The organism is Pseudomonas sp. JV241A (assembly GCF_900275665.1).
Classification (GTDB): Bacteria; Pseudomonadota; Gammaproteobacteria; order Pseudomonadales; family Pseudomonadaceae; genus Aquipseudomonas; species Aquipseudomonas wadenswilerensis.
On record NZ_OPYO01000033.1, the window covers coordinates 260,666 to 280,946 of the forward strand.

15 protein-coding genes and 1 riboswitch are annotated in these 20,281 nt (G+C 63.4%); of the genes, 9 read left to right on the top strand and 6 right to left on the bottom strand.

The features are described from left to right. Nucleotides 1-244: 244 nt before the first annotated feature. From JV241A_RS22855 to JV241A_RS22885, 7 genes are all read left to right on the top strand, one after another. Nucleotides 245-751 carry an inclusion body family protein gene (locus JV241A_RS22855; protein WP_115089229.1) on the top strand — a complete coding sequence of 169 codons (507 nt, stop codon included), beginning with the start codon at nt 245-247 and terminating at the stop codon, nt 749-751. 78 nt (nt 752-829) lie between these two features. Continuing rightward, nucleotides 830-1,339, top strand: a complete 510-nt coding sequence (locus JV241A_RS22860; RefSeq protein ID WP_115089230.1) for a hypothetical protein — start codon at nt 830-832, stop codon at nt 1,337-1,339. A 99-nt stretch (nt 1,340-1,438) separates the two neighbouring features. Beyond that, nucleotides 1,439-1,542: riboswitch (S-adenosyl-L-homocysteine riboswitch) on the top strand. A 21-nt stretch (nt 1,543-1,563) separates the two neighbouring features. Beyond that, nucleotides 1,564-2,973, top strand: a complete 1,410-nt coding sequence (ahcY, locus tag JV241A_RS22865) for an adenosylhomocysteinase (RefSeq protein WP_115089231.1) — start codon at nt 1,564-1,566, stop codon at nt 2,971-2,973. A 93-nt stretch (nt 2,974-3,066) separates the two neighbouring features. Beyond that, on the top strand, nt 3,067-3,912 hold the full coding sequence (gene metF / locus JV241A_RS22870; protein WP_115089232.1) for a methylenetetrahydrofolate reductase [NAD(P)H]: 846 nt from the start codon (nt 3,067-3,069) through the stop codon (nt 3,910-3,912). Nucleotides 3,913-4,022: 110 nt separating this feature from the next. After that, nucleotides 4,023-5,105 carry a hypothetical protein gene (locus tag JV241A_RS22875; protein ID WP_134064594.1) on the top strand — a complete coding sequence of 361 codons (1,083 nt, stop codon included), beginning with the start codon at nt 4,023-4,025 and terminating at the stop codon, nt 5,103-5,105. A 65-nt stretch (nt 5,106-5,170) separates the two neighbouring features. Beyond that, entirely contained in the window at nt 5,171-5,956 is a 786-nt protein-coding gene (locus JV241A_RS22880; RefSeq protein WP_115089234.1) for a transporter substrate-binding domain-containing protein, read from the top strand. Nucleotides 5,957-6,177: 221 nt separating this feature from the next. After that, the gene (locus tag JV241A_RS22885; RefSeq protein ID WP_115089235.1) at nt 6,178-8,055 is read left to right on the top strand and encodes a DEAD/DEAH box helicase; all 1,878 of its coding nucleotides are present in this window, start codon (nt 6,178-6,180) and stop codon (nt 8,053-8,055) included. Between the two features lie 64 nt (nt 8,056-8,119). Here JV241A_RS22885 and JV241A_RS22890 read toward each other — a convergent pair whose 3' ends face one another. The 3 genes from JV241A_RS22890 to JV241A_RS22900 form a co-directional block, all read right to left on the bottom strand. Beyond that, the gene (locus tag JV241A_RS22890) at nt 8,120-8,698 is read right to left on the bottom strand and encodes a YceI family protein (RefSeq protein ID WP_115089236.1); all 579 of its coding nucleotides are present in this window, start codon (nt 8,696-8,698) and stop codon (nt 8,120-8,122) included. 33 nt (nt 8,699-8,731) lie between these two features. Further along, nucleotides 8,732-9,283, bottom strand: coding sequence for a cytochrome b (locus JV241A_RS22895; RefSeq protein ID WP_134064596.1), 552 nt, complete (start codon nt 9,281-9,283; stop codon nt 8,732-8,734). A gap of 263 nt (nt 9,284-9,546) precedes the next feature. Further along, on the bottom strand, nt 9,547-11,397 hold the full coding sequence (locus JV241A_RS22900) for a flavin monoamine oxidase family protein (RefSeq protein ID WP_115089238.1): 1,851 nt from the start codon (nt 11,395-11,397) through the stop codon (nt 9,547-9,549). A gap of 191 nt (nt 11,398-11,588) precedes the next feature. Here JV241A_RS22900 and JV241A_RS22905 point away from each other — a divergent pair, with 191 nt between their 5' ends. Together JV241A_RS22905 and JV241A_RS22910 are read left to right on the top strand one after the other, a co-directional pair. Next, nucleotides 11,589-12,995, top strand: coding sequence for an adenosylmethionine--8-amino-7-oxononanoate transaminase (locus tag JV241A_RS22905; protein WP_134064598.1), 1,407 nt, complete (start codon nt 11,589-11,591; stop codon nt 12,993-12,995). A 108-nt stretch (nt 12,996-13,103) separates the two neighbouring features. Further along, nucleotides 13,104-13,823 carry a 16S rRNA (uracil(1498)-N(3))-methyltransferase gene (locus JV241A_RS22910; protein WP_115089240.1) on the top strand — a complete coding sequence of 240 codons (720 nt, stop codon included), beginning with the start codon at nt 13,104-13,106 and terminating at the stop codon, nt 13,821-13,823. Here JV241A_RS22910 and JV241A_RS22915 read toward each other — a convergent pair. From JV241A_RS22915 to JV241A_RS22925, 3 genes are read right to left on the bottom strand one after another with little or no spacing between them, the layout of a single operon-like run. Then, nucleotides 13,820-14,437, bottom strand: coding sequence for a hemolysin III family protein (locus JV241A_RS22915; RefSeq protein WP_115089241.1), 618 nt, complete (start codon nt 14,435-14,437; stop codon nt 13,820-13,822). The genes JV241A_RS22910 and JV241A_RS22915 overlap by 4 nt on opposite strands. A gap of 55 nt (nt 14,438-14,492) precedes the next feature. Then, entirely contained in the window at nt 14,493-14,960 is a 468-nt protein-coding gene (locus JV241A_RS22920) for a chemotaxis protein CheW (protein ID WP_115089242.1), read from the bottom strand. Next, nucleotides 14,953-20,265, bottom strand: coding sequence for an Hpt domain-containing protein (locus JV241A_RS22925; protein WP_134064600.1), 5,313 nt, complete (start codon nt 20,263-20,265; stop codon nt 14,953-14,955). The genes JV241A_RS22920 and JV241A_RS22925 overlap by 8 nt, the downstream gene beginning before the upstream one ends. Between the last annotated feature and the right edge of the window lie 16 nt (nt 20,266-20,281).

The window sequence follows — 20,281 nt, forward strand, 5'->3', positions numbered from 1 at the left end:
GAATCGACCAATACGACCATTGGTCAGTAGCCATGGAAATTCCACTGGTTGCCCTTTGACACCCCGTTTGATGCGTCTAGCCTGAGCATGTGATCCGCAGATCACTCCAGGTAGTCGGACAACCGGAACTTGGCATACGGCGCGGCAGAACCAGCATCGCAGGCAGCGAAGCTCCGGGCAGTGCCAGTGGAGAGCAACTGAGGCTCACCATTGACCTACTCGAACAGTGAAAAGGAATCCACTCATGTCCAGAGTCATCGACGTCAGCATCAATTTCGACACCGAAACCATCCTCAAGAAATTCCCCAATCCGAGCAAGGACCCGAACAAGCCCACGTTCATCCCGCCGGAACATATCTACATGGTTACCTACCAGGACAACGTCATCGCCGGCCAGGCCGGCGGCGAGTTGCACCTTAAGGGCCGTGTGGGTGACGTTATCCGCTGGCGTGAAACGAGCATTTCGTTTGGTTTCGAGCAGTCGGTGATCCTTTATGGGTTCGTTTCCACCGACCCGAATCACCAACTGCTGGAAGACCCTCGCGCACTGAAGGCCAAAGTGCAAACGGCCGTGCCTAACGCCAACAACAAGACCGTGCCGACATGCCAGGTCAACGACAACTACTACTGGCGCGGCGACCTGCTCGCGCAAGGCCAGGTCACTTACCACTTCAAGTTCATGATCGTCGATCGTGATTGCAAGTGCTGTGGCTACTTCGAATGGGATCCGTTCATCACCATCACCAACTGATCCAGGGCAAGCGCCGCCGGCCAGCCGGCGGCGCACATCAAAGTCCGCCCCAATTGGTGCTCATGGAAGGAGCTCATCATGACCACGGAGAAACCCGAACACGTTTTGCTGATCGTCGATGCCAAGGGCCTGCTTGCCGATCTCGACCCGCTACCCACTGACCCCGACTCGCCCGCCGATCTCGATCCCCGCCACCTCTGCATCCTGCACTCCCGCCCGGAAACGGATGCCCCCTTGCTTGTCGAGTCGCCGCGACTGACCGTCGAGGCCGGGAAAACGCTGCTGCTGCGCGTGGTCCCGGTGGCGCTGCTCGGCGAGGAAATACTCTTCAGCCACAGCCCTGCCAGCGTGCCGCCGCTGGCTATCGAGCTGACCGAACAGCGCAGCCTGCGCCTGGCACTTCCCGAAGCCTCTGCCCCTCTGCAACCGTCGAGCCGCGAGGTCGACGATTACCACTGGCAACTGCGCAGCGACCAGCCTGGCGAATTCAAACTCACCTGGCAGGTCGCGGTACTGGCCCAGGACTGCGAGCCACTGGCCCACCTGAGCCTGCACCTGGACCTGGTGGTGACGGAGCCGACAGACTGAGTCTTTGATTTGTCTTTATCGCTTGGGAAGCTCGAAAAGCCCGGCTATAATCGCCCGGCATTATTCGACGGTGGCCGCATTGGCCACCGTTCCCGCCACCTGTCCGAGGGGCGCTGCAGCAGGTTAAACCTGTCAGGCTCGGATGGGGCGTTGTCCGCAAGGCCTGCCTGCGGACACTAAACGCACAACGGCGCCCATTCGCACACTACGAATGGAGGCTCTCAATGAGCGCTGTAAACACGCCTGCTGGTTTTACCGATTACAAAGTCGCCGATATCTCCCTGGCCGCCTGGGGCCGTCGCGAGACCATCATTGCTGAATCGGAAATGCCTGCGCTGATGGGCCTGCGCCGCAAGTACCTGGAAGAGCAACCGCTCAAGGGTGCGAAAATTCTCGGCTGCATCCACATGACCATCCAGACTGCCGTGCTGATCGAAACCCTGGTTGCCCTGGGTGCCGAAGTGCGCTGGTCGTCCTGCAACATCTTCTCGACTCAAGACCAGGCCGCTGCCTCCATCGCCGCTGCCGGCATCCCTGTCTTCGCCTGGAAAGGCGAAACCGAAGAAGAGTACGAGTGGTGCCTGGAGCAGACCATCCTCAAGGATGGCCAGCCATGGGACGCCAACATGATCCTCGACGACGGCGGCGACCTCACCGAGCTGCTGCACAAGAAGTACCCGGCTGTTCTGGATCGCGTCCATGGCGTCACCGAAGAGACCACCACCGGCGTGCACCGCCTGCTCGACATGCTGGCCAAGGGCGAGCTGAAAGTCCCGGCGATCAACGTCAACGACTCGGTCACCAAGAGCAAGAACGACAACAAATACGGCTGCCGTCACAGCCTCAACGACGCCATCAAGCGCGGCACCGACCACCTGCTGTCGGGCAAGCAGGCGCTGGTCATCGGTTACGGTGACGTGGGCAAGGGCTCGGCCCAGTCGCTGCGTCAGGAAGGCATGATCGTCAAGGTTTCGGAAGTCGACCCGATCTGCGCCATGCAAGCCTGCATGGACGGCTTCGAGCTGGTCTCGCCGTTCATCGACGGTATCAACAACGGTACCGAAGCGAGCATCGACAAGGCCCTGCTGGGCAAGATCGACCTGATCGTGACCACCACCGGTAACGTCAACGTCTGCGACGCCAATATGCTCAAGGCCCTGAAGAAGCGCGCCGTGGTCTGCAACATCGGCCACTTCGACAATGAAATCGACACCGCTTTCATGCGCAAGAACTGGGCCTGGGAAGAAGTCAAACCACAGGTACACAAGATTCACCGTACCGGCCATGGCGACTTCGACCCACAGAACGACGACTACCTGATCCTGCTGGCCGAAGGCCGCCTGGTAAACCTGGGCAACGCTACCGGCCATCCAAGCCGGATCATGGACGGCTCGTTCGCCAACCAGGTCCTGGCGCAGATCTTCCTGTTCGAGCAGAAGTATGCCGACCTGCCAGCCGCTCAGAAAGCCGAGCGCCTGACCGTTGAAGTCCTGCCGAAGAAACTCGACGAAGAAGTGGCCCTGGAAATGGTCCGCGGCTTCGGTGGCGTAGTGACCCAACTGACCCCGCAACAGGCCGAGTACATCGGCGTGACTGTTGAAGGGCCGTTCAAGCCACACGCCTACCGTTACTGATAGTTGGTAGCTGCAAGCGGCAAGCTGCAAGCGGTTCGCGCCGCTTCTGCTTGTCGCTTGCGGCTTGTAGCTTGCCGCTGAAGAGAATCTTCTATGTCTCAGGAACGTCGTTACAGCTTCGAGTTCTTCCCGACCAAGACCGATGCTGGACATGAAAAACTGCTCGCCACTGCCCGCCAGCTGGCCAGCTACAACCCGGATTTCTTCTCCTGCACCTACGGTGCCGGTGGCTCGACCCGCGACCGCACACTCAACACCGTGCTGCAGCTGGAAAGCGAAGTGAAAGTCCCGGCGGCGCCGCACCTGTCGTGCGTCGGTGACAGCAAGGACGACCTGCGCTCGCTGCTGACCCAGTACCAGGCAGCCGGCATCCAGCGTATCGTCGCCCTGCGCGGCGACCTGCCGTCAGGCATGGGCATGGCCAGCGGCGAACTGCGCTACGCCAACGAACTGGTCGAGTTCATCCGCCAGGAAAGCGGCGATCACTTCCATATCGAAATCGCCGCCTACCCGGAGATGCACCCTCAGGCGCGCAACTTCGAAGATGACCTGAAGAACTTCGTGCGCAAGGCCAACGCCGGTGCCAACAGCGCCATCACCCAGTACTTCTTCAACGCCGACAGCTACTTCTACTTCGTCGAACGCGTGCAGCAGATGGGTGTGGATATTCCTGTAGTACCGGGGATCATGCCGATCACCAACTACAGCAAGCTGGCGCGCTTCTCCGACGCCTGCGGCGCCGAGATCCCGCGCTGGATCCGCAAGCAGCTGGAAGCCTATGGCGATGATGTGAAGAGCATTCAGGCCTACGGTGAAGAAATCATCACCCGCATGTGCGAGCAATTGCTGCAAGGCGGCGCACCAGGGCTGCACTTCTATACCCTGAACCAGGCCGATCCGAGCCTGGCGATCTGGAACAACCTCAAGTTGCCCCGCTGATCGACCCGCTACACCACTGGTAACAATTGCTTCAGAATTCTGAAAAGGCCTTTCGCTTACGCTAAGGGCCTTTTCTGCATTCTCACCCCCTGACGGATTTTCGTGCCTACATGCGCCAAGGACTTACCCCTGCTCGACCGCAACTCGTTTACCTGGTCTTCGGGCCACCTACCTATCATCAGGAGGCCCAGTTCAGCATCGTCAGCGCCCTGGCCAACCTGCGCAAGACCCCGGGGGAAGCACTCGACATCCAGGTCTACAGCGACAATCCCGAACCTTACCAGCACCTGCCGGTAACCGTTCATCTACTGGACCAGGCAACCCGTGAAGCCTGGAACCAGCCCTATGGGTATCACTTTCGCAGCAAGCACGTGGTGCTGCGCCAGGTGCTGGCCAGCGCGCCCATGGCCGTATTGATCGATACCGACACCTTTTTCCATCAGTCGCCCATCGAGCTGTTTCGCCGGGTCAAGCCAGGCACCCTGCTGTGCAACGCCATCGGCGGCACCTACGGCGATGATCCGCACTGCCCGCTGTTCCAGACCCTGGCATCCATGCTCAAGGAGCGCGACCTGGCAGACCAGCACATGCCGCTGCTGAACTCCGGAGTCATCGGCCTGGTGCAGGAAGACGCGCCGCTGCTCGATCGCTCCATCGCCTTGATGGACGAGTACTATCCCCATGCCAAGGGTGCCTACACCCTGGAAGAGTTCTGCCTGGCTGTCGCGGCCTACCGGCATATGCAGGTCAACCAGTGCACCGACCTCATCCATCACTATTGGAGCCGCAAGCAGCTGTTCCGGGCCAAGGTCCAGGCCTGGCTGGCCAAGCACCAGCAAGCACCGTTGAGCGCCGAGGCACTTGCCGATGTCGCCCGGGTCAACGCTCAGTTGCCCAAGCCGCCGACCTTGCAACGCCTGGGCTACAAGGCACTGAGCCTGACTCTGCCGGCCGAACAGCGCCAGTTCATGCGCGAATTGCTCAACGGCTGCTACGACTACCCCAACGAGTTCGATCGCGCGTGCGCTTCGGCCTGGTGGGACAAAGCCCTCGACAACGCCAAGGCCCGCCATCCACGGCCGATTTGCCCCGACACCCTGCACCAGTGGTTCGAGCACCCAGGCATGCGCCTGTCGCTGGGCCGCAAGCATGGCACCGTGCGTGACTCCCTGTTAAAGCGATCACAGCGCTGACAACCCGGCTGGATCGACATGCACGGCTACTAGCCATAGCCGTGCACACGTCGTAATCTCCAGCCATGCCCGATTTCACCCGCCTGTTGACCGCCCTGTTTCTCACTTGCCTGAGTGCCTTTGCCCACGGCGAGAAGCTGCGTATCGTCACCGAACCCTGGGCGCCCTATGTGTACCTTGAGGACGGTCAGGCCAAAGGCATCGACTACGAGGTGACCGCCGAGGTGTTCAAGCGCCTGGGGGTCGAGGTGGAATGGCAGTTCCTGCCCTGGAAGCGCTGCCTGGCCATGATCGAGCAGGGCCTGGCCGATGGCGTACTGGACATCTTCCAGACCGAACAGCGCGACAGCCAGCTGTTCTACCCCAGCGAGCCGCTGTCCGACGTCGAATTCACCCTGTTCTACGCCAACGACCGCCCGCACAAGGTCAAGCGCCTGGAAGACCTGCGCGGCCTGACGGTCGGTACCTCGCCCGGCTACAGCTACGGCGCGGCGTTCATCGATTCGCCGCTGTTCACCCGCGAGCCCGCACCCACCCACGAGGCCAACTTCGGCAAGCTGCAGCGTGGGCGCATCGACCTGCTGATCACCGACCGCCGGGTGGGTCGCTACCTGGTGCGCAACCTGGGCCTGGAGCAGCAGATCAGTGAGCTGCCGCTGGTGATCAGCCGCCAGAGCCAGTACCTGGCAGTACGCCGCAATGTCGGCATGGACCTGCTGGCCCAGCGCTTTGCCGCCGAACTGCGGCGCTTCAAGCGCGAGCCTGCCTATGCCGAGTTGCACGCACGCTACGCCAGTGCCGGGGAAAACTTTCAACCCGCCGTTGAGCAGCAGGAACGCAGCACGCGCTGAATGCTCTGTTATACTCGGGCCTTCCCGCCAGGCTTACGCCCGGACGCTCGGCCTTGCAAAAGGCATCCCGACCGGCAGGACAGCGCGGCCAAGAGCCCGCCCGCCGCCCCGGATGCGCATTGAAGACCCTGCTGGACCGGACGCGATAGCATCACCTGATGCCCGTCGCGCCAGGCAAGATTATCCCATCGGGCTCAGCCCCCATTAGAACAGGATTACTCATGTCCTTTGCTTCCCTCGGTCTCTCCGAGGCTCTAGTCCGCGCTATCGAGGCAGCGGGCTACACCCAGCCCACTCCGGTGCAACAGCGGGCCATTCCCGCCGTGTTGCAAGGCCGCGACCTGATGGTTGCCGCCCAGACAGGTACTGGTAAAACCGGCGGCTTCGCCCTGCCGATCCTTGAGCGCCTGTTCCCCGGTGGTCACCCGGACAAGTCCCAGCGTCATGGCCCACGCCAGCCGCGGGTCCTGGTGCTGACCCCGACGCGCGAACTGGCCGCCCAGGTTCACGACAGCTTCAAAGTCTACGCCCGCGACCTCAAATTCGTCAGCGCCTGCATCTTCGGTGGTGTCGGCATGAACCCGCAGGTTCAGGCCATGGCCAAGGGCGTTGACGTGCTGGTGGCCTGCCCGGGCCGTCTGCTCGACCTGGCCGGTCAGGGCAGCGTTGATCTGTCCCACGTCGAAACCCTGGTGCTGGACGAAGCCGACCGCATGCTCGACATGGGCTTCATCCACGACGTGAAGAAGGTCCTTGCCCGCCTGCCGGCCAAGCGCCAGAACCTGCTGTTCTCGGCAACCTTCTCCAAGGACATCACGGACCTTGCCGACAAGCTGCTGCACAACCCCGAGCGCATCGAAGTCACGCCGCCCAATACCACCGTCGAGCGTATCGAGCAGCGCGTCTACCGCCTGCCGGCAAGCCACAAGCGCGCCTTGCTGGCTCACCTGATCACCACGGGTGCCTGGGAACAGGTTCTGGTCTTCACCCGTACCAAGCATGGCGCCAACCGCCTGGCCGAGTACCTGGAAAAGCACGGCCTGACCGCCGCCGCAATCCACGGCAACAAGAGCCAGAACGCGCGCACCAAGGCCCTGGCCGACTTCAAGGCCGGCACCGTGCGCATCATGGTCGCCACCGACATCGCCGCCCGAGGCCTGGACATCGACCAGCTGCCGCACGTGGTCAACTTCGAGCTGCCCAACGTCGAGGAAGACTACGTCCACCGTATCGGCCGTACCGGCCGTGCCGGTCGTTCGGGCGAGGCCATCTCGCTGGTCGCCCCGGATGAAGAAAAGCTGCTCAAGAGCATCGAGCGCGTCACCCGCCAGAAGATCCCTGATGGCGACCTGATGGGTTTTGACGCGTCCAAAGTCGAAGCAGAAAAACCCGAAACCCGTGAACGCCCGCAAAACAATCCTCGCGGTGGCCGTGGCCAGCGTGCCGATGGCAGCAATGCCGGCAGCGGCGGTCGCAAGGACAAGGGCAAGGACCAGGGCAAAGACAAAGGCCGCGACAAGGACAAGGAAAAAACTGCGGAGAAATCCGCTGGTGGCCGCCAGGAGCGCAAGCCTCGCGACAACAAGCCGCGTCAGGCCCAGTCCTCCCAGCCAGGCACTGCGCCGGTGCAAGCCAATCGTGATCCGGAAGAGTTTCTGGATGACGAAGTGGATAACTTCGGTAACCGCGCCGACTACGTCAGCCCTTACCAGAACAAGGGCAACCAGGGCCGCAACCGTCGCCCGGGCGCACCTGCCCAGGCGGGCGCCGGTACCGGTGGCCAGCCACGCGGCGGCCAGCCGCGCAGCAACAACGCCCCGCGCAGCGGCGGCGGTGCTTCGGCCAACGGCGAGAAGCGCGGTGGTGGTGCCCGTAATGGTGGTGGCAGCCGTGACGGTGGCGGTCGCAATCGCCGCCCGGCTCGGGACGAACAATCGAGCAAAGAGCCGGCCGTACGCAATCCGCGTGAAGGCCAGCCGCAACCAAAGATTGTGCACAAAGAGTCGAAGATCGACCGCTTCCCGACTGCCGAACAGCTCGAACAGCTGCCAAGCCGTCCGCGTGGCGAGAAGCCTGCGCTGCTGACGCGTAACCGCTGATTCAGCGAGCGCGCCAACAAAAACGCCGCCCCTAGGGGCGGCGTTTTTGTTTGTTGCGCAGCAATTACTTCTGCTTGATGCCTTCGATCGAGATGTCCAGATCCAGGGTCTGCGAAGAAGGACCCGGGCCCTTGATGCCGAAATCGTTCAGGTTCAGCTTGGTCGTGGCGTTGAAGCCAGCGCGCTCGCCGCCCCATGGATCCTTGCCTTCACCGTTGAAGGTGGCCTTGAAGATCACCGGCTTGGTCACGCCGTGCAGGGTCAGGTCGCCGGTCACGTCAGCGGTTTTCTCGCCGGTCGATTTGACGCTGGTGGAGACGAACTTGGCTTCTGGGAATTTGCTCACATCGAGGAAGTCTTTGCTGGCGATGTGCTTGTCACGCTCGGCGTGGTTCGACCACAGGCTGGCGGTTTTCAGGTCGACAGCGATCTTGCTGGCTTCAGGCTTGGTGGCATCCCAGCTGAAGGAACCATCGAAATCCTTGAAGGTACCGTGGATGAAGCTGTAACCCAGGTGGCTGATCTTCCAGTCAACGAAGGCGTGCTGGCCTTCCTTGTCGATCTTGTAGTCTGCTGCCATGGCTTGGCCGGCCGAGAGCAGTGCGGTACCGAGCGCCAGAGCGGCAAAAGTCTTTTTCAACATGCGTCTATATCCCTTTGGAGTTGAGGTTGAACATCAAGCTTTGCGGCCCAGCATGCGGATCAGGGTCGCGTCACGGTCGATAAAGTGGTGTTTCAGGGCTGCCAGGCCGTGCAGTCCGGCAAAGATCACCAGCCCCCAGGCCAGGTAGAAATGGATCTCGCCGGCGACGTCGGCCTGGTCGGGCAGGTTGCTGACCAGCGCTGGCACTTCGAAAAGACCGAACACCGGGATGCCGACGCCATCGGCGGTAGAAATCAGGTAGCCGGCAATCATCACCGCGAACAGCCCCAGGTACAGTAGGCCGTGGCCGGCCTTGGAGGCCAGGCGGGTAAGCGAGCCGTGGCTGACCGGTGCCGGTGGCGGCGGGCTGATAAAGCGCCAGAGCACACGCAGCAGCATTACACCCAGCAGTACCAGACCGATGCTTTTGTGCAGGTCGGGAGCGTCTTTGCGCCATGGGCTGTAGTAGTCCAGGCCCATCATCCACAGGCCCAGGCCGAACAGGCCGAATACAGCCAGAGCAACACCCCAGTGCAGGACGATGCTGACAAAGCCATAACGAGAAGGTGAATTGCGCAGTTGCATTGCCGTGTTTCCCTGTAAGAACTGTGCTCAAGACTAACGAGTTATCTATCGATTTAAAGCGGAAAATTTCGCTTTGAAATATCGAGAAATACGATCTTTAGTATGAAGCGGAGCCATTAAGGAAACATTAACCACGTGGGAAGGGAAGCCCCGTTGGGTCTGGGGGCCGCCGCGCGGCCCGTCGCCGGCAAGGCCGGCTCCCACGGGTTCGGTGTGTGCTTAACCCTGTGGGAGCCGGCCTTGCCGGCGATGAAGTCAGCGCATTACTGCGCCTTGGCCTGGGTATTGGCCAGCGGCTTTTTCACCGGCTCCGCCTTGGCGGCGGCTTTCTTCGCGGGCGCAGCCTTGGCTGCAGTCTTCTTCGGCTGCTGGGCCTTGGCCACCGGCTTTTTCGCCGGTGCCTGCTTGGCCGCAGGTTTGGCCGGGGCCGCTTTCACCGGCGCCTTGGCCGGCTCTTCCTTGGCTACCGGTGCCACCGCAGGTGCTGGTGCATCTACCGGGGCTGAGGTCGGTGCCACGTCGGCAGGCTTGGCCGCAGGGGCCGGTTTGTCATCGCCACCGAACATGCGCTTGAAGAAGCCAGGCTTGCCCTCTTCCTTCTTCACCGGCTCCTCGGCCTTGGCCGTCTTGTCGGAAGAACCGCTGAACAGGTTGCTGAAGAAGTTGCCCTTGCTCGCCGCCGCAGCAGCGGTGCCTGCAGCGGCCGTAGCGGCAACAGCCTTGGCCGGTTCGAACGACTTGCCGGCCGCCAGATCCTGGACCTGGCTGGCAGCACGCTGGCCACTGCGCAGGGCGCCTTCGAGGGTCCCCGGGTGCATCGCATCGGTGTGTTCGCCAGCAAAGGCAATACGCTGCACAGGACGCTCCCACAGGCGCCAGTACTTGCTGATCTGGCCCGGGCCATAGGCGAGATACGCGCCGCCGGTACCGACGTCGGTGCTGTAACGGCGCACTTCGTAGCCGGTGAAGGCGCCACGGGCCTGCGGGTAGAAGGCGTGCAGGCGGATCAGCACCTGGTCGACCATCTGTTTGTCGCCAAAGGCTTGCAGCAGACGCGCGTTGTCGCCGGACAGGTTGATCACCACGTTGGCGCCACCCTTGAGCGCAGGCTCGATCCAGAGCATGCCCAGGCCAGTGTTGCTGTAGATCTCGCCGGACATCCGCGCGCGGCTTTCCCATACCGGCGTCTTGAACTTGAGCATCAGCTGGTCGCGCCAGCCGTAGTTGGTGCCCTTGAGAGCGGCCAGGTGCTTGGTGTCCAGGCCCGGGGTCATCTGGATCTTCGACAGGGCGCGCAGCGGCACGGCCAGCACCACGTAATCGGCCTGGTAACCAACGCTACCGACCTTGACGGTGACGCCGTCCTTGTCCTGGATGATGGCGCTGACCGGCGATTGGGTCTTGATGGTCTTGAGTTGCTTGACGAAGGCCTGGGCCAGTACCGGGCTGCCGCCTGGCAGGCGCGCGGCGCGCAGGTCACGGTCGCTGACACCACGGTAGACGCGGGTCTGCTGGGCGAAATAGAGCAGCGACAGGCGCGACGGCTCGTCGTAGCGGGTACGGATCTGCTGATTGACCAACTGGCGTGCGGTGGCCGGCAACTGCAGCTTGTCGAGCCAGCCGGAGACGTTGAGCTGGTCGAGGGCAAACAGGGTGCTGTTGGCCGCCGGGTTCAGCGGATCGTCGATCGAACGCGCCAGGTCGTCGAGGGTCTTCTCATAACGCTTGAGCGCCTCGGCGGTGGCCGGTTGCTTGGTGGTGAGGTCGGCAGCGCTGAAATACTCGCCGTCGATCAGGTAACCCGGGGTCCGCACGAACTCCGGTGCCGGCAAGGTGCTGAGTTTGAAGGTGTCCAGGTACTGGTTGAGCACCGGCTGGGCCTTGCTGTTGCCGATCCATTCGCTGGTCGCCAGGCCCGAGCGCCCGCCCATGCCGGTCTTGGCTTCCAGCAGGGTCACCTGCCAGCCCTTGTTCTGCAACTCATAGGCGGCTGTCAGGCCGGCCAGACCGCCACCGACGACGATTGCCGTCGGGGCCTTGTCCTTGGCCAGCGCAGCGCCGCTGAACAGTCCTATCATTACCAGCGCACAGGCGCGCAGCCAACCAGCAGACATTTGGCGAACTCCGGATAAAAGCAGAAGTGTTTGGGGGGATCCCCCCAGAAAGAATAGCCGAAGGATACGCCACGCCAAGCGCCCCCGCCAGCAACGCCCGCACCCAGATTGCAGCGCATGGGTTGTTCTCGACCGACGCATTGCATAGGCTTGCGCGGCATGTCCGAGCCGCCGTCGCCAGGAGAATCGAAATGGGCCTCAACCAACAGTGGATGCAACGTGACCTCAAGGTCCTGTGGCACCCCTGCACCCAGATGAAAGACCACGAAAAACTGCCGCTGATTCCGATCAAGCGTGGCGAAGGCGTGTGGCTGGAAGACTTCGAAGGCAAGCGCTATCTCGATGCCGTCAGCTCCTGGTGGGTCAACGTCTTCGGCCATGCCAACCCACGCATCAACCAGCGTATCAAGGACCAGGTCGACCAGCTCGAGCACGTGATCCTCGCCGGTTTCAGTCATCAGCCGGTGATCGAGTTGTCCGAGCGTCTGGTGCAGATCACCCCTGAAGGCCTGGATCGGGTGTTCTACGCCGATAACGGTTCGTCCTGCATCGAAGTGGCGCTGAAAATGAGCTTCCACTACTGGCTGAACAAGGGTCAGCCGGAGAAAAAGCGCTTCGTCACCCTGAGCAACAGCTACCACGGCGAAACCATCGCGGCGATGTCGGTCGGCGATGTGCCACTGTTCACCGAGACCTACAAGGCACTGCTGCTCGACACCATCAAGGTGCCGAGCCCGGACTGCTACCTGCGCCCCGAAGGCATGGGCTGGGAGGAGCACTCACGCAACCTGTTCGCGGCCATGGAACAGACCCTGGCCGAACACCACGCCACGGTCGCGGCTGTCATCGTCGAGCCGTTGATCCAGGGCGCTGGCGGCATGCGCATGTACCACCCGGTGTACCTCAAGCTGCTGCGCGAGGCCTGTGACCGCTATGGCGTGCACCTGATCCACGACGAAATCGCCGTGGGCTTTGGCCGCACCGGGACGATGTTCGCCTGCGAACAGGCCGGCATCCGCCCGGACTTCCTGTGCCTGTCCAAGGCCCTGACCGGCGGCTACCTGCCGCTGGCCGCCTGCCTGACCACCAACGAGGTGTACAGCGCCTTCTACGACGATTACCCGACCCTGCGCGCCTTCCTCCACTCGCACAGCTACACCGGCAACCCGCTGGCCTGCGCTGCGGCACTGGCGACCCTGGATATCTTCGCGCAGGACAATGTCATCGAGGCCAACAAGGCCCTCTCGCAGCGCATGGCATCCGCCACCGCGCACCTGGTCGACCACCCGCATGTCGCCGAAGTGCGCCAGACCGGCATGGCCCTGGCCATCGAGATGGTTCAGGACAAGGCCAGCAAAACCGCCTACCCGTGGCAGGAACGCCGTGGCCTGAAGGTCTTCGAGCACGCCTTGGGCCGTGGCGTCCTGCTGCGCCCGCTGGGCAGCGTGGTGTACTTCCTGCCGCCGTACGTGATCACCCCGGAGCAGATCGACTTCCTCGCAGAGGTGGCCACCGAGGGCATCGACATTGCCACCAGCAGCAGCGTCAGTGTGGCGGTGCCGGCTGATTTCCATCCCGACTTCCGCGATCCGGGCTAGAAAAAAGCATCGCTGGCAAGCCAGCTCCCACAGAGTTCACCGATCCTGTGGGAGCTGGCTTGCCAGCGATGGCGCCCGAACTGCCCACCTATTTTCTAGAGTTAGTACATGAGACTGTCCCGCTTCTTCATCGACGCCCCCCTGAGCCTCGGCGCCCACGACCTGCCCGAAGCCCAGGCCCACTACATCGGCCGCGTGCTGCGCATGGCCGTCGGCGACGCCGTGCAACTGTTCGATGGCAGTGGCCAGGAGTTTCGTGGCCACCTGCTCGAGGTCGGCAAGAAATCCGTGCGTGTGCAGCTCGACGAAGCCTTCGCCGGGCAAGCCGACTCAAGCCTGCAGGTTCACCTCGGCCAGGGCCTGTCCCGTGGCGAGCGCATGGACTGGGCAATCCAGAAGGCCACCGAGCTGGGCGTCAGCGCCATCACCCCGATCGTCAGCGAGCGCTGCGAAGTGCGCCTGAAGGATGAACGCGCCGACAAGCGCCTGGCCCACTGGCGCCAGGTGGCAATCAGCGCCTGCGAGCAGTGCGGGCGCTCCAGCGTGCCCATCATCCACACGCCGCAACTGCTCGCCGACTGGCTCAAGGCCTGCGACCAGGACCTCAAGCTGGTCCTGCATCCGGTCGCAGAACCGATGGTCAGCCATCAGCAGCCGGCCACCCTGGCCTTTCTGATCGGCCCCGAGGGTGGCCTCAGCGAAGCGGAAGTCGAACAGGCCAAGGCTGCCGGCTTCCATGCCGCGCGCCTGGGCCCGCGGGTACTGCGCACCGAAACCGCGCCGGTGGTGGCCCTGGCCGTCGCCCAGCAGCTGTGGGGCGACTTCTAGAGTACGTAGAAAAACACCGCGATGAAGTGCAGCAGGCTGCCGGCAATCACGAACAGGTGCCAGATGCCATGCCAATGGCGAAAGCGGCTGTCGTAGGCGAAGAAGATGATGCCGATGGTGTAGAACGCACCACCGGCCGCCAGCCAGGCAAAGCCTGCGGCGCCGAGGCTGGCCAGCAGCGGCTTGACCGCCACCAGCACGATCCAGCCCATCAGCGCATAAATGATGATCGACAGGACCCGCGCTTCGGAGCGCGGCTTGATCTCTTGCAGCATGCCGATAACCGCCAGCCCCCAGACCACCCCGAACAGGCTCCAGCCCCAGGGGCCGCGCAGGCTGACCAGGCAGAACGGCGTATAGCTGCCGGCAATCAACAGGTAGATCGACAGGTGATCGAGCTTGCGCATGATCACTTTGGCCTTGCCGCGTACGCTGTGATAAAGCGTCGAGATGCTGTAGAGCAACAGCAGGGTAAAGCCATAGATCGCCAGGCTGACAATCTTCCAGGGGTCGCCTTGCAGGCTTGCCACCACCAGCAACCAGATGGCGCCGATGCAGGCCAGCACGGCACCGACCAGATGGGTCCAGGCATTGAAACGTTCACCGTGATACATGCAGCAGGATCCTCCTGACCAGAAACAGGCCTTCCATCCTACACAGGCAAATGTTTCAAACCACCCCTGCGTCCACCAACAATTGCTCCAGTGCGGGCAAGTCCGGCACCCGCGCCACCTGCTCGCCTACCTGCACCGCCGCCAGCTCCAGGCTTGCCAGCGGTACATCGACATAATTGAGCTGGCTGTCGAGCTTGCACGAACGCGGGATGCCCTGCACCAGCAAGGCAACAAAACGCAACGGGCTGCTGCCCAGAGCATTGAGCACGACGATCCGCGCCCGTTCGCCAACCTGTAGCTGGCCACCGCAGGCCGACTCGAAGCTGAGCAGCGGCAAGCGCTGGCCACGCCAGTCGATCCAGCCAAGCAACCACTCAGGCGGCTCCAGCGCCGGGCTGCCGGGCTGAAAGCCGATCAGCTCGGCTACGGCAACATTGGGCAGCACCAGGCAGCGGTCACTCAAGGACAACAGCAAGCCGGTCAGGCTGCTGCGCCGGTTATGCCGGGCGGGCTGCTCAAGCATCGCGGCGACTCCATTGGGCAATGCTCTGCAGCAGTACCGATTCCTGATAGGGTTTGCCCAGGTAGTCGTTGACGCCAATGGCCATGGCCCGGTCGCGGTGTTTCTGGCCGGTACGCGAAGTGATCATGATGATCGGCAAGTCCTTGAGCTTGGGATCGTGGCGAATCTGCGTGGCGACTTCAAAGCCGTCCATGCGCGGCATCTCGATGTCCAGCAGGAGAATGTCCGGACGATGCTCCTGCAGCAGGGCCATGGCGTCGACCCCGTCCTTGGCGGTCAGCACGTTCATGCCGTGGCGTTCGAGCAGGCGCCCGGTAACCTTGCGCACGGTGACCGAATCGTCCACCACCATCACCAGCAGCGGCCTCGCCGGCACGCTGCCGAGGTTTTCCCGACGCTGACCATCGCTGCCACGGTGGTGCAGGACCAACTGCTGCTGCAAACCGCGTAACTGACCGAGCAAGTCGAGAATCAACACCACCCGGCCATCACCCAGCAAAGTCGCCCCGGACAACCCCTGGACCCCAGCAAACTGCGGCCCAAGGCTCTTGACCACGATCTCGCGGCTGGCCGCCAGGCCATCGACCTGCACGGCATATTGCTGATCATGGGAATGCACCAGCAACACCGGCAGCGGGAGGCTCTGGCCCAAAAGTTTTGGTTGCGTCGCGCCCTGCAGCAATTCGCCCAGGTAGCGCAGCTCATAGCGGTGTCCAGCGTACTGGTAGTGCGGCGGGTCGAGCTGGTAACACGCTTCCAGTTCGGCCGGTGGCACGCGGACAATACCTTCGATGGTGTTCAGCGGAATCGCGTACTGCTCGTCACCGTAGTGAACCATCAAGCCCCGGTTGATCGACACGGTGAACGGCAGGCGAATCAGGAAGCGCGCGCCCTTGCCCGGGTTCGACTCGATCATCATCGAACCGCCAAGCTGCTTGACCTCTTCATGGACCACGTCCATGCCCAGGCCGCGCCCGGAAATCTGGGTGATCTTCTCGGCAGTGGAAAACCCCGGCTGGAGGATGAACTGCATGATCTCGTGGTCGCTGAGCACGGCGGCAGGGTCGAGCAGGCCGCGCTTGATCGCCTTGCGCCGCACGGCCTCCAGCGGCACCCCGGCACCGTCGTCGGTCATCTCGATGACGATATCGGCGCCCTCATGCAGCAGGTTCAGCGAGATCAGCCCCTGCTCCGGCTTCCCGGCCGCCAGGCGCGCCTCACGCGACTCCAGGCCATGGTCGACGGCGTTGCGCAGCATATGCTCAAGCGGCGCCATCATGCGTTCCAGCACACTGCGGTCCATCTCGCCCTCGGCATTGCCGATCACCAGTTCGACCTGCTTGCCAAGCTCGCTGGACACCTGCCGCACCACCCGCTGCAAACGCGGCACCAGGCGCTCGAACGGCACCATGCGCGTGCGCATCAGGCCTTCCTGCAGTTCACTGTTGACCCGCGCCTGCTGCTGCAACAGGCTCTGCGCGTCATGGGCACGTACGCTCAAGGTTTCCTTGAGGTCGAGCAGGTCGGAGGCCGACTCGAACAGCGCCCGCGACAACTGCTGCAGTTGCGAATGGCGGTCCATCTCCAACGGGTCGAAGTCGTCGTAGGCCTGGCCGTCGCCATCGGCCTGGCGGCTGAGGATGCGCCCCTGGGTTTCGGTATCCAGGCGGCGCAACTGGTCGCGCATGCGCTCCAGGGTAGTTTCCATCTCGTTAAGGGCCACTTGCGCATCGTTGACCTGCTGCTCGATGCGGCCACGGATGATCGAGTTCTCCCCGGCCAGGTTGCCCAGATCATCGAGCAGTTCCGAGGCCACCTTGACCATATCGCCAGCGCCACGTTCAGGCGCGGTCACCGGCAGCTCCGGCGGTGCCGTGTCCGGGTGCGCCTGGCTGGCGGCGGTGTCGGCCAGTGCTGCGCTGCTGAAATTGCGGATGTAGTCGATCAGCGCCGTGGCCGCGTGCAGCGGCTGTTGCAGGCGCACGGCGTCGAGCATGTGGGCCAGGCGGTCATGGCAGTTCTGCAGCAGGCTGAACAGCGCCGGGCTGGGCTGCAACTGGCCGGCGGCGAGCAGCTCGTAGAGAAATTCCAGTTCGTGGGCCAGGTCGCCGATCGGGGCGATCTCGACCATTCGCGCACCACCCTTGAGGGTGTGCAGGTCACGCAGCAGGTTTTCCACCTCGACGCCATTGCGCGGCTCGGCCTGCCAGCGCAGCAAGGCCGCACTGGAGCTTTCGACCAGGTCGAGGCTTTCTTCGAGGAAGATCTCCAGCAACTCTTTGTCGCCAGCGTCCTGCTGCGCTTCGACTGGCTTGTCCACTGGCGTTGGCGGCGGTGCGTCATGACGAAACTCGCACAGCGCCGCCAGCAGCTCGACCTGGGCGGCGGGCACCTGGCCTTGCTGCAATTGTTCGAGCATCTGCGCCAATTGCTGATGGCTGCGCTTGAGCAGGGCAAACAGCTCGGCACCGGCGCTGAAGCGTCGGTCCACCAGGCCCTCGTAAAGCAGTTCAAGCTCCTGCGCCAGCACTTCGAACGCACCCATGGCAGCCATCTGCGCGCCGCCCTTGAGGGTCTGCAGGTCACGGGCCAGCGACGACAGTGCCGAGGCGTTGTCGGTATCCAGCAGCCAGCGCGCCAGGGCCTGGTCGGCGCTGTCGAGAATGTCGCTGGCTTCATCGAGGAACAGCTCGACCATGGCTAAGTCCGGAGCCTGGGCCGCTAGTTCGGCGGTGGCGCTGGCAAGCTCGGTGACGGCTCCGCCCTGGCTGCTGACCAGGCCCATGGCCGACGGGTCGAGGCCTTCGTCGAGCAGTTCACGCAGGGCCTGCAGACGTTCCGGGCGCGGGTCGACTTCCTGGCCGGCGGCGATCTGGTCGAGCATGTCGATCAGCGCTTCATGTGCGCTCTGGGCCTCGTTAAAGAATCGCGGGCTGACCGCCAGGCTGCTTTCTTCCACTGCCCCATAAAGATCGAGCAGGGCCTCACACAATTCATCCACCTGCCACAGGTCGGCCAGGTGCGCGCTCTGGCCGAGGGTGGTCAGTTCATCGAGCAGGGCATTGAGCTCCTGGCGCTCGCCCGGGTGCTCCTGCCAGCGCAGCAGCAACGACTCGGCGTCGAGCAGGATGTCCATGCCCTGGGCCAGGAAGCTGGCAATCAGTTGCGGGTCGCGCTTGACCCGCAGGCCCTGGCTCGGCGCATCGAGCAACGCTTGCAGGCGTGCATCGACCACCTGGTGAACATCGTCAATCAGCATCGCCGCCCCGGCTATCGCTGCCAGCGGCGTGCTTGATAACTGCTGCACGCCACGGCGCAGCAGCGGCTCTGCAGTTTCCAGGAGGTAGATTTCCTCCAGATCGAAGGCCAGCTGATGAGCCTTGAACTCACGCGCGAGCAAGTCCAGGGCACCGGCCAGCTCGGCAATCGGCACTACCCCGGCCATCGCCGCACTGCCCTTGAGCGTGTGCAGGGCACGCTGCAGGGTGTCGCTGACCGGCAGCGGCAGGTGCTTGTCGGCCTCGTGCAAGAAGGCTTCGAGGCTGTCCAGGTGCCCCAGGGCCTCGTTGCGGAATATCTCCAGCAGTTGCGGGTCGATGGCTTCGTCGGCCTCGGTCTCGCTGTGCGGATCGTTCATGGCCAGTGCATGCAGGTGCGCGGCCAGTTGTTCGACCTCGGGATGGGCCGGCGCCAGGGCCTGGGCGAACTCACCGAGCAGTGCTGGCAGCTTGTTCAGGGCCTGCTGCAACGCCGCCAGCGGTGCATCACCAATCTCTACCCGGCCTTCCAGCACTCGATTGAGAAAATGCTCTGCCGCCCAGGCCAGCTCTGCCAGGACCTGCGCTCGAACCATGCGCCCACTGCCCTTGAGGGTGTGCAGGCCCCGGCGCAGTTCGATCAGGGCGTCGCGATCGGCGCCGTCGGCTTGCCAGCGCGCCCACATTTCATCGAGCAACGGCAACAGCTCGTTGGCTTCTTCAAGGAATATCTCGCGCAACTCGTCATCGATCGGCGTTTCTTCGGGCGCCACTACAGCAGGCACTACCAGCGCCGCAGGTTCTGGCTCAAGGCGATAACCCAAGGCAGCAAGGCTGTGCTGAGCCGCCTCGAGGAACCGCGAGGGATTGGCCTGGGGGTCGGCAATCAGCCATTGCAGGTAGCACTCGCAGGCGCTCAGGGCCTCGGCCAGTTCGGTCAGGGCAGCAGGATCTGTCAGGGTTTCACTGCCCAGCAGTTGCTCATGCACATAGTCGCCGCAATGACCGATCAACGCCGCTGCGCGCGGCAGCATCAGCATCGCCAGGGCGCCACGAACCTGTTGCAGCAAGCCCGGCAGCGGCTGCAGGCGCTGGGGCTGCCAGCCGGCGTCGAGGCAATCGCCGATCAGGTCCTTGACCTGCTGCATCACGGCAAAGGTTTCTTCCAGCACCAGCTGGCGAATCTCGGCCAGATCGGTGCCCGGTAGCGGACTCTGGCTGTTCTGCTCCAGCGGCCCGACCATCCCGGCCAGGGTTGCCTCGACATACAGCAGCGCGCCGGCAGTATCCATCAACAACGCATCGGCCGGCTCACGTTGGCCCTGGGCCAGGCTTTGCAGCACCAGCACCTGATCGATGATCACCCGCCGCGGCTGACCAAAGCCGAGCACTGCCAAGGTATCGGCGATCTGCCGTAACGGCGCCAGCAGCGGCTCCAGTTCATCCAGTTGCTGGCGATCCCCGCGCACGAACTGGTCGAGGCGCTCCTTGACCCGCTTGAGGTCTTCGCACAGGGCGGCGACAACGGAGCGCAAGGCATCGCGGTCAGGTCCGGCCTGCAGGCGATCGCGCCAGGTGCCCAGGTACAGGTCGAGGTTGGCCAGCTCCTCGGCGTCGGCGGGGCTGCTGGCTAGCAGGCTGTCCTGCGCCAGGGCCTGGGCGCCGCGCTCGGCGCGCAACTGGTTGAGCACCGGCAGCACCACCAGCGGCAGGTCACGGCGGGCGCTGCGCAGGCGCTCAAGGTACAGCGGCAGCTGCTCCAGGCCGCGAAACAGCGCGCCCAGCGCTTCACCGCGCTGGCTGGCGCGGCCCTGACGCAAGGCCAGGCCCAGTTGTTCCATTTCTTCGGCGAGCAGGGCCGCGCCGTTGAGTTCGAGCATCAGCAGGCAGCCACGCACCTGATGCAGCTGTTCGACGAAACCGTCGAGCACGGCTTCGTCCCCGGGCTCGGCGGCGAAGTGTTCAAGGGTCAGGCGCGCCTGGCCCAGGCAATCGGCAATCGCCCCTTTGACCCAGGCCAGCGCCACCGTATCGTGCCGATCCGCCATAACTGCTCCCATCACC

Bases quoted from the DNA above. Each gene is read 5' to 3' on its own strand.
- JV241A_RS22855 (WP_115089229.1), top strand. From the start codon at position 245: ATGTCCAGAGTCATCGACGTCAGCATCAATTTCGACACCGAAACCATC.
- JV241A_RS22860 (WP_115089230.1), top strand. From the start codon at position 830: ATGACCACGGAGAAACCCGAACACGTTTTGCTGATCGTCGATGCCAAG.
- ahcY (WP_115089231.1), top strand. From the start codon at position 1,564: ATGAGCGCTGTAAACACGCCTGCTGGTTTTACCGATTACAAAGTCGCC.
- metF (WP_115089232.1), top strand. From the start codon at position 3,067: ATGTCTCAGGAACGTCGTTACAGCTTCGAGTTCTTCCCGACCAAGACC.
- JV241A_RS22875 (WP_134064594.1), top strand. From the start codon at position 4,023: ATGCGCCAAGGACTTACCCCTGCTCGACCGCAACTCGTTTACCTGGTC.
- JV241A_RS22880 (WP_115089234.1), top strand. From the start codon at position 5,171: ATGCCCGATTTCACCCGCCTGTTGACCGCCCTGTTTCTCACTTGCCTG.
- JV241A_RS22885 (WP_115089235.1), top strand. From the start codon at position 6,178: ATGTCCTTTGCTTCCCTCGGTCTCTCCGAGGCTCTAGTCCGCGCTATC.
- JV241A_RS22890 (WP_115089236.1), bottom strand. From the start codon at position 8,698: ATGTTGAAAAAGACTTTTGCCGCTCTGGCGCTCGGTACCGCACTGCTC.
- JV241A_RS22895 (WP_134064596.1), bottom strand. From the start codon at position 9,283: ATGCAACTGCGCAATTCACCTTCTCGTTATGGCTTTGTCAGCATCGTC.
- JV241A_RS22900 (WP_115089238.1), bottom strand. From the start codon at position 11,397: ATGTCTGCTGGTTGGCTGCGCGCCTGTGCGCTGGTAATGATAGGACTG.
- JV241A_RS22905 (WP_134064598.1), top strand. From the start codon at position 11,589: ATGGGCCTCAACCAACAGTGGATGCAACGTGACCTCAAGGTCCTGTGG.
- JV241A_RS22910 (WP_115089240.1), top strand. From the start codon at position 13,104: ATGAGACTGTCCCGCTTCTTCATCGACGCCCCCCTGAGCCTCGGCGCC.
- JV241A_RS22915 (WP_115089241.1), bottom strand. From the start codon at position 14,437: ATGTATCACGGTGAACGTTTCAATGCCTGGACCCATCTGGTCGGTGCC.
- JV241A_RS22920 (WP_115089242.1), bottom strand. From the start codon at position 14,960: ATGCTTGAGCAGCCCGCCCGGCATAACCGGCGCAGCAGCCTGACCGGC.
- JV241A_RS22925 (WP_134064600.1), bottom strand. From the start codon at position 20,265: ATGGCGGATCGGCACGATACGGTGGCGCTGGCCTGGGTCAAAGGGGCG.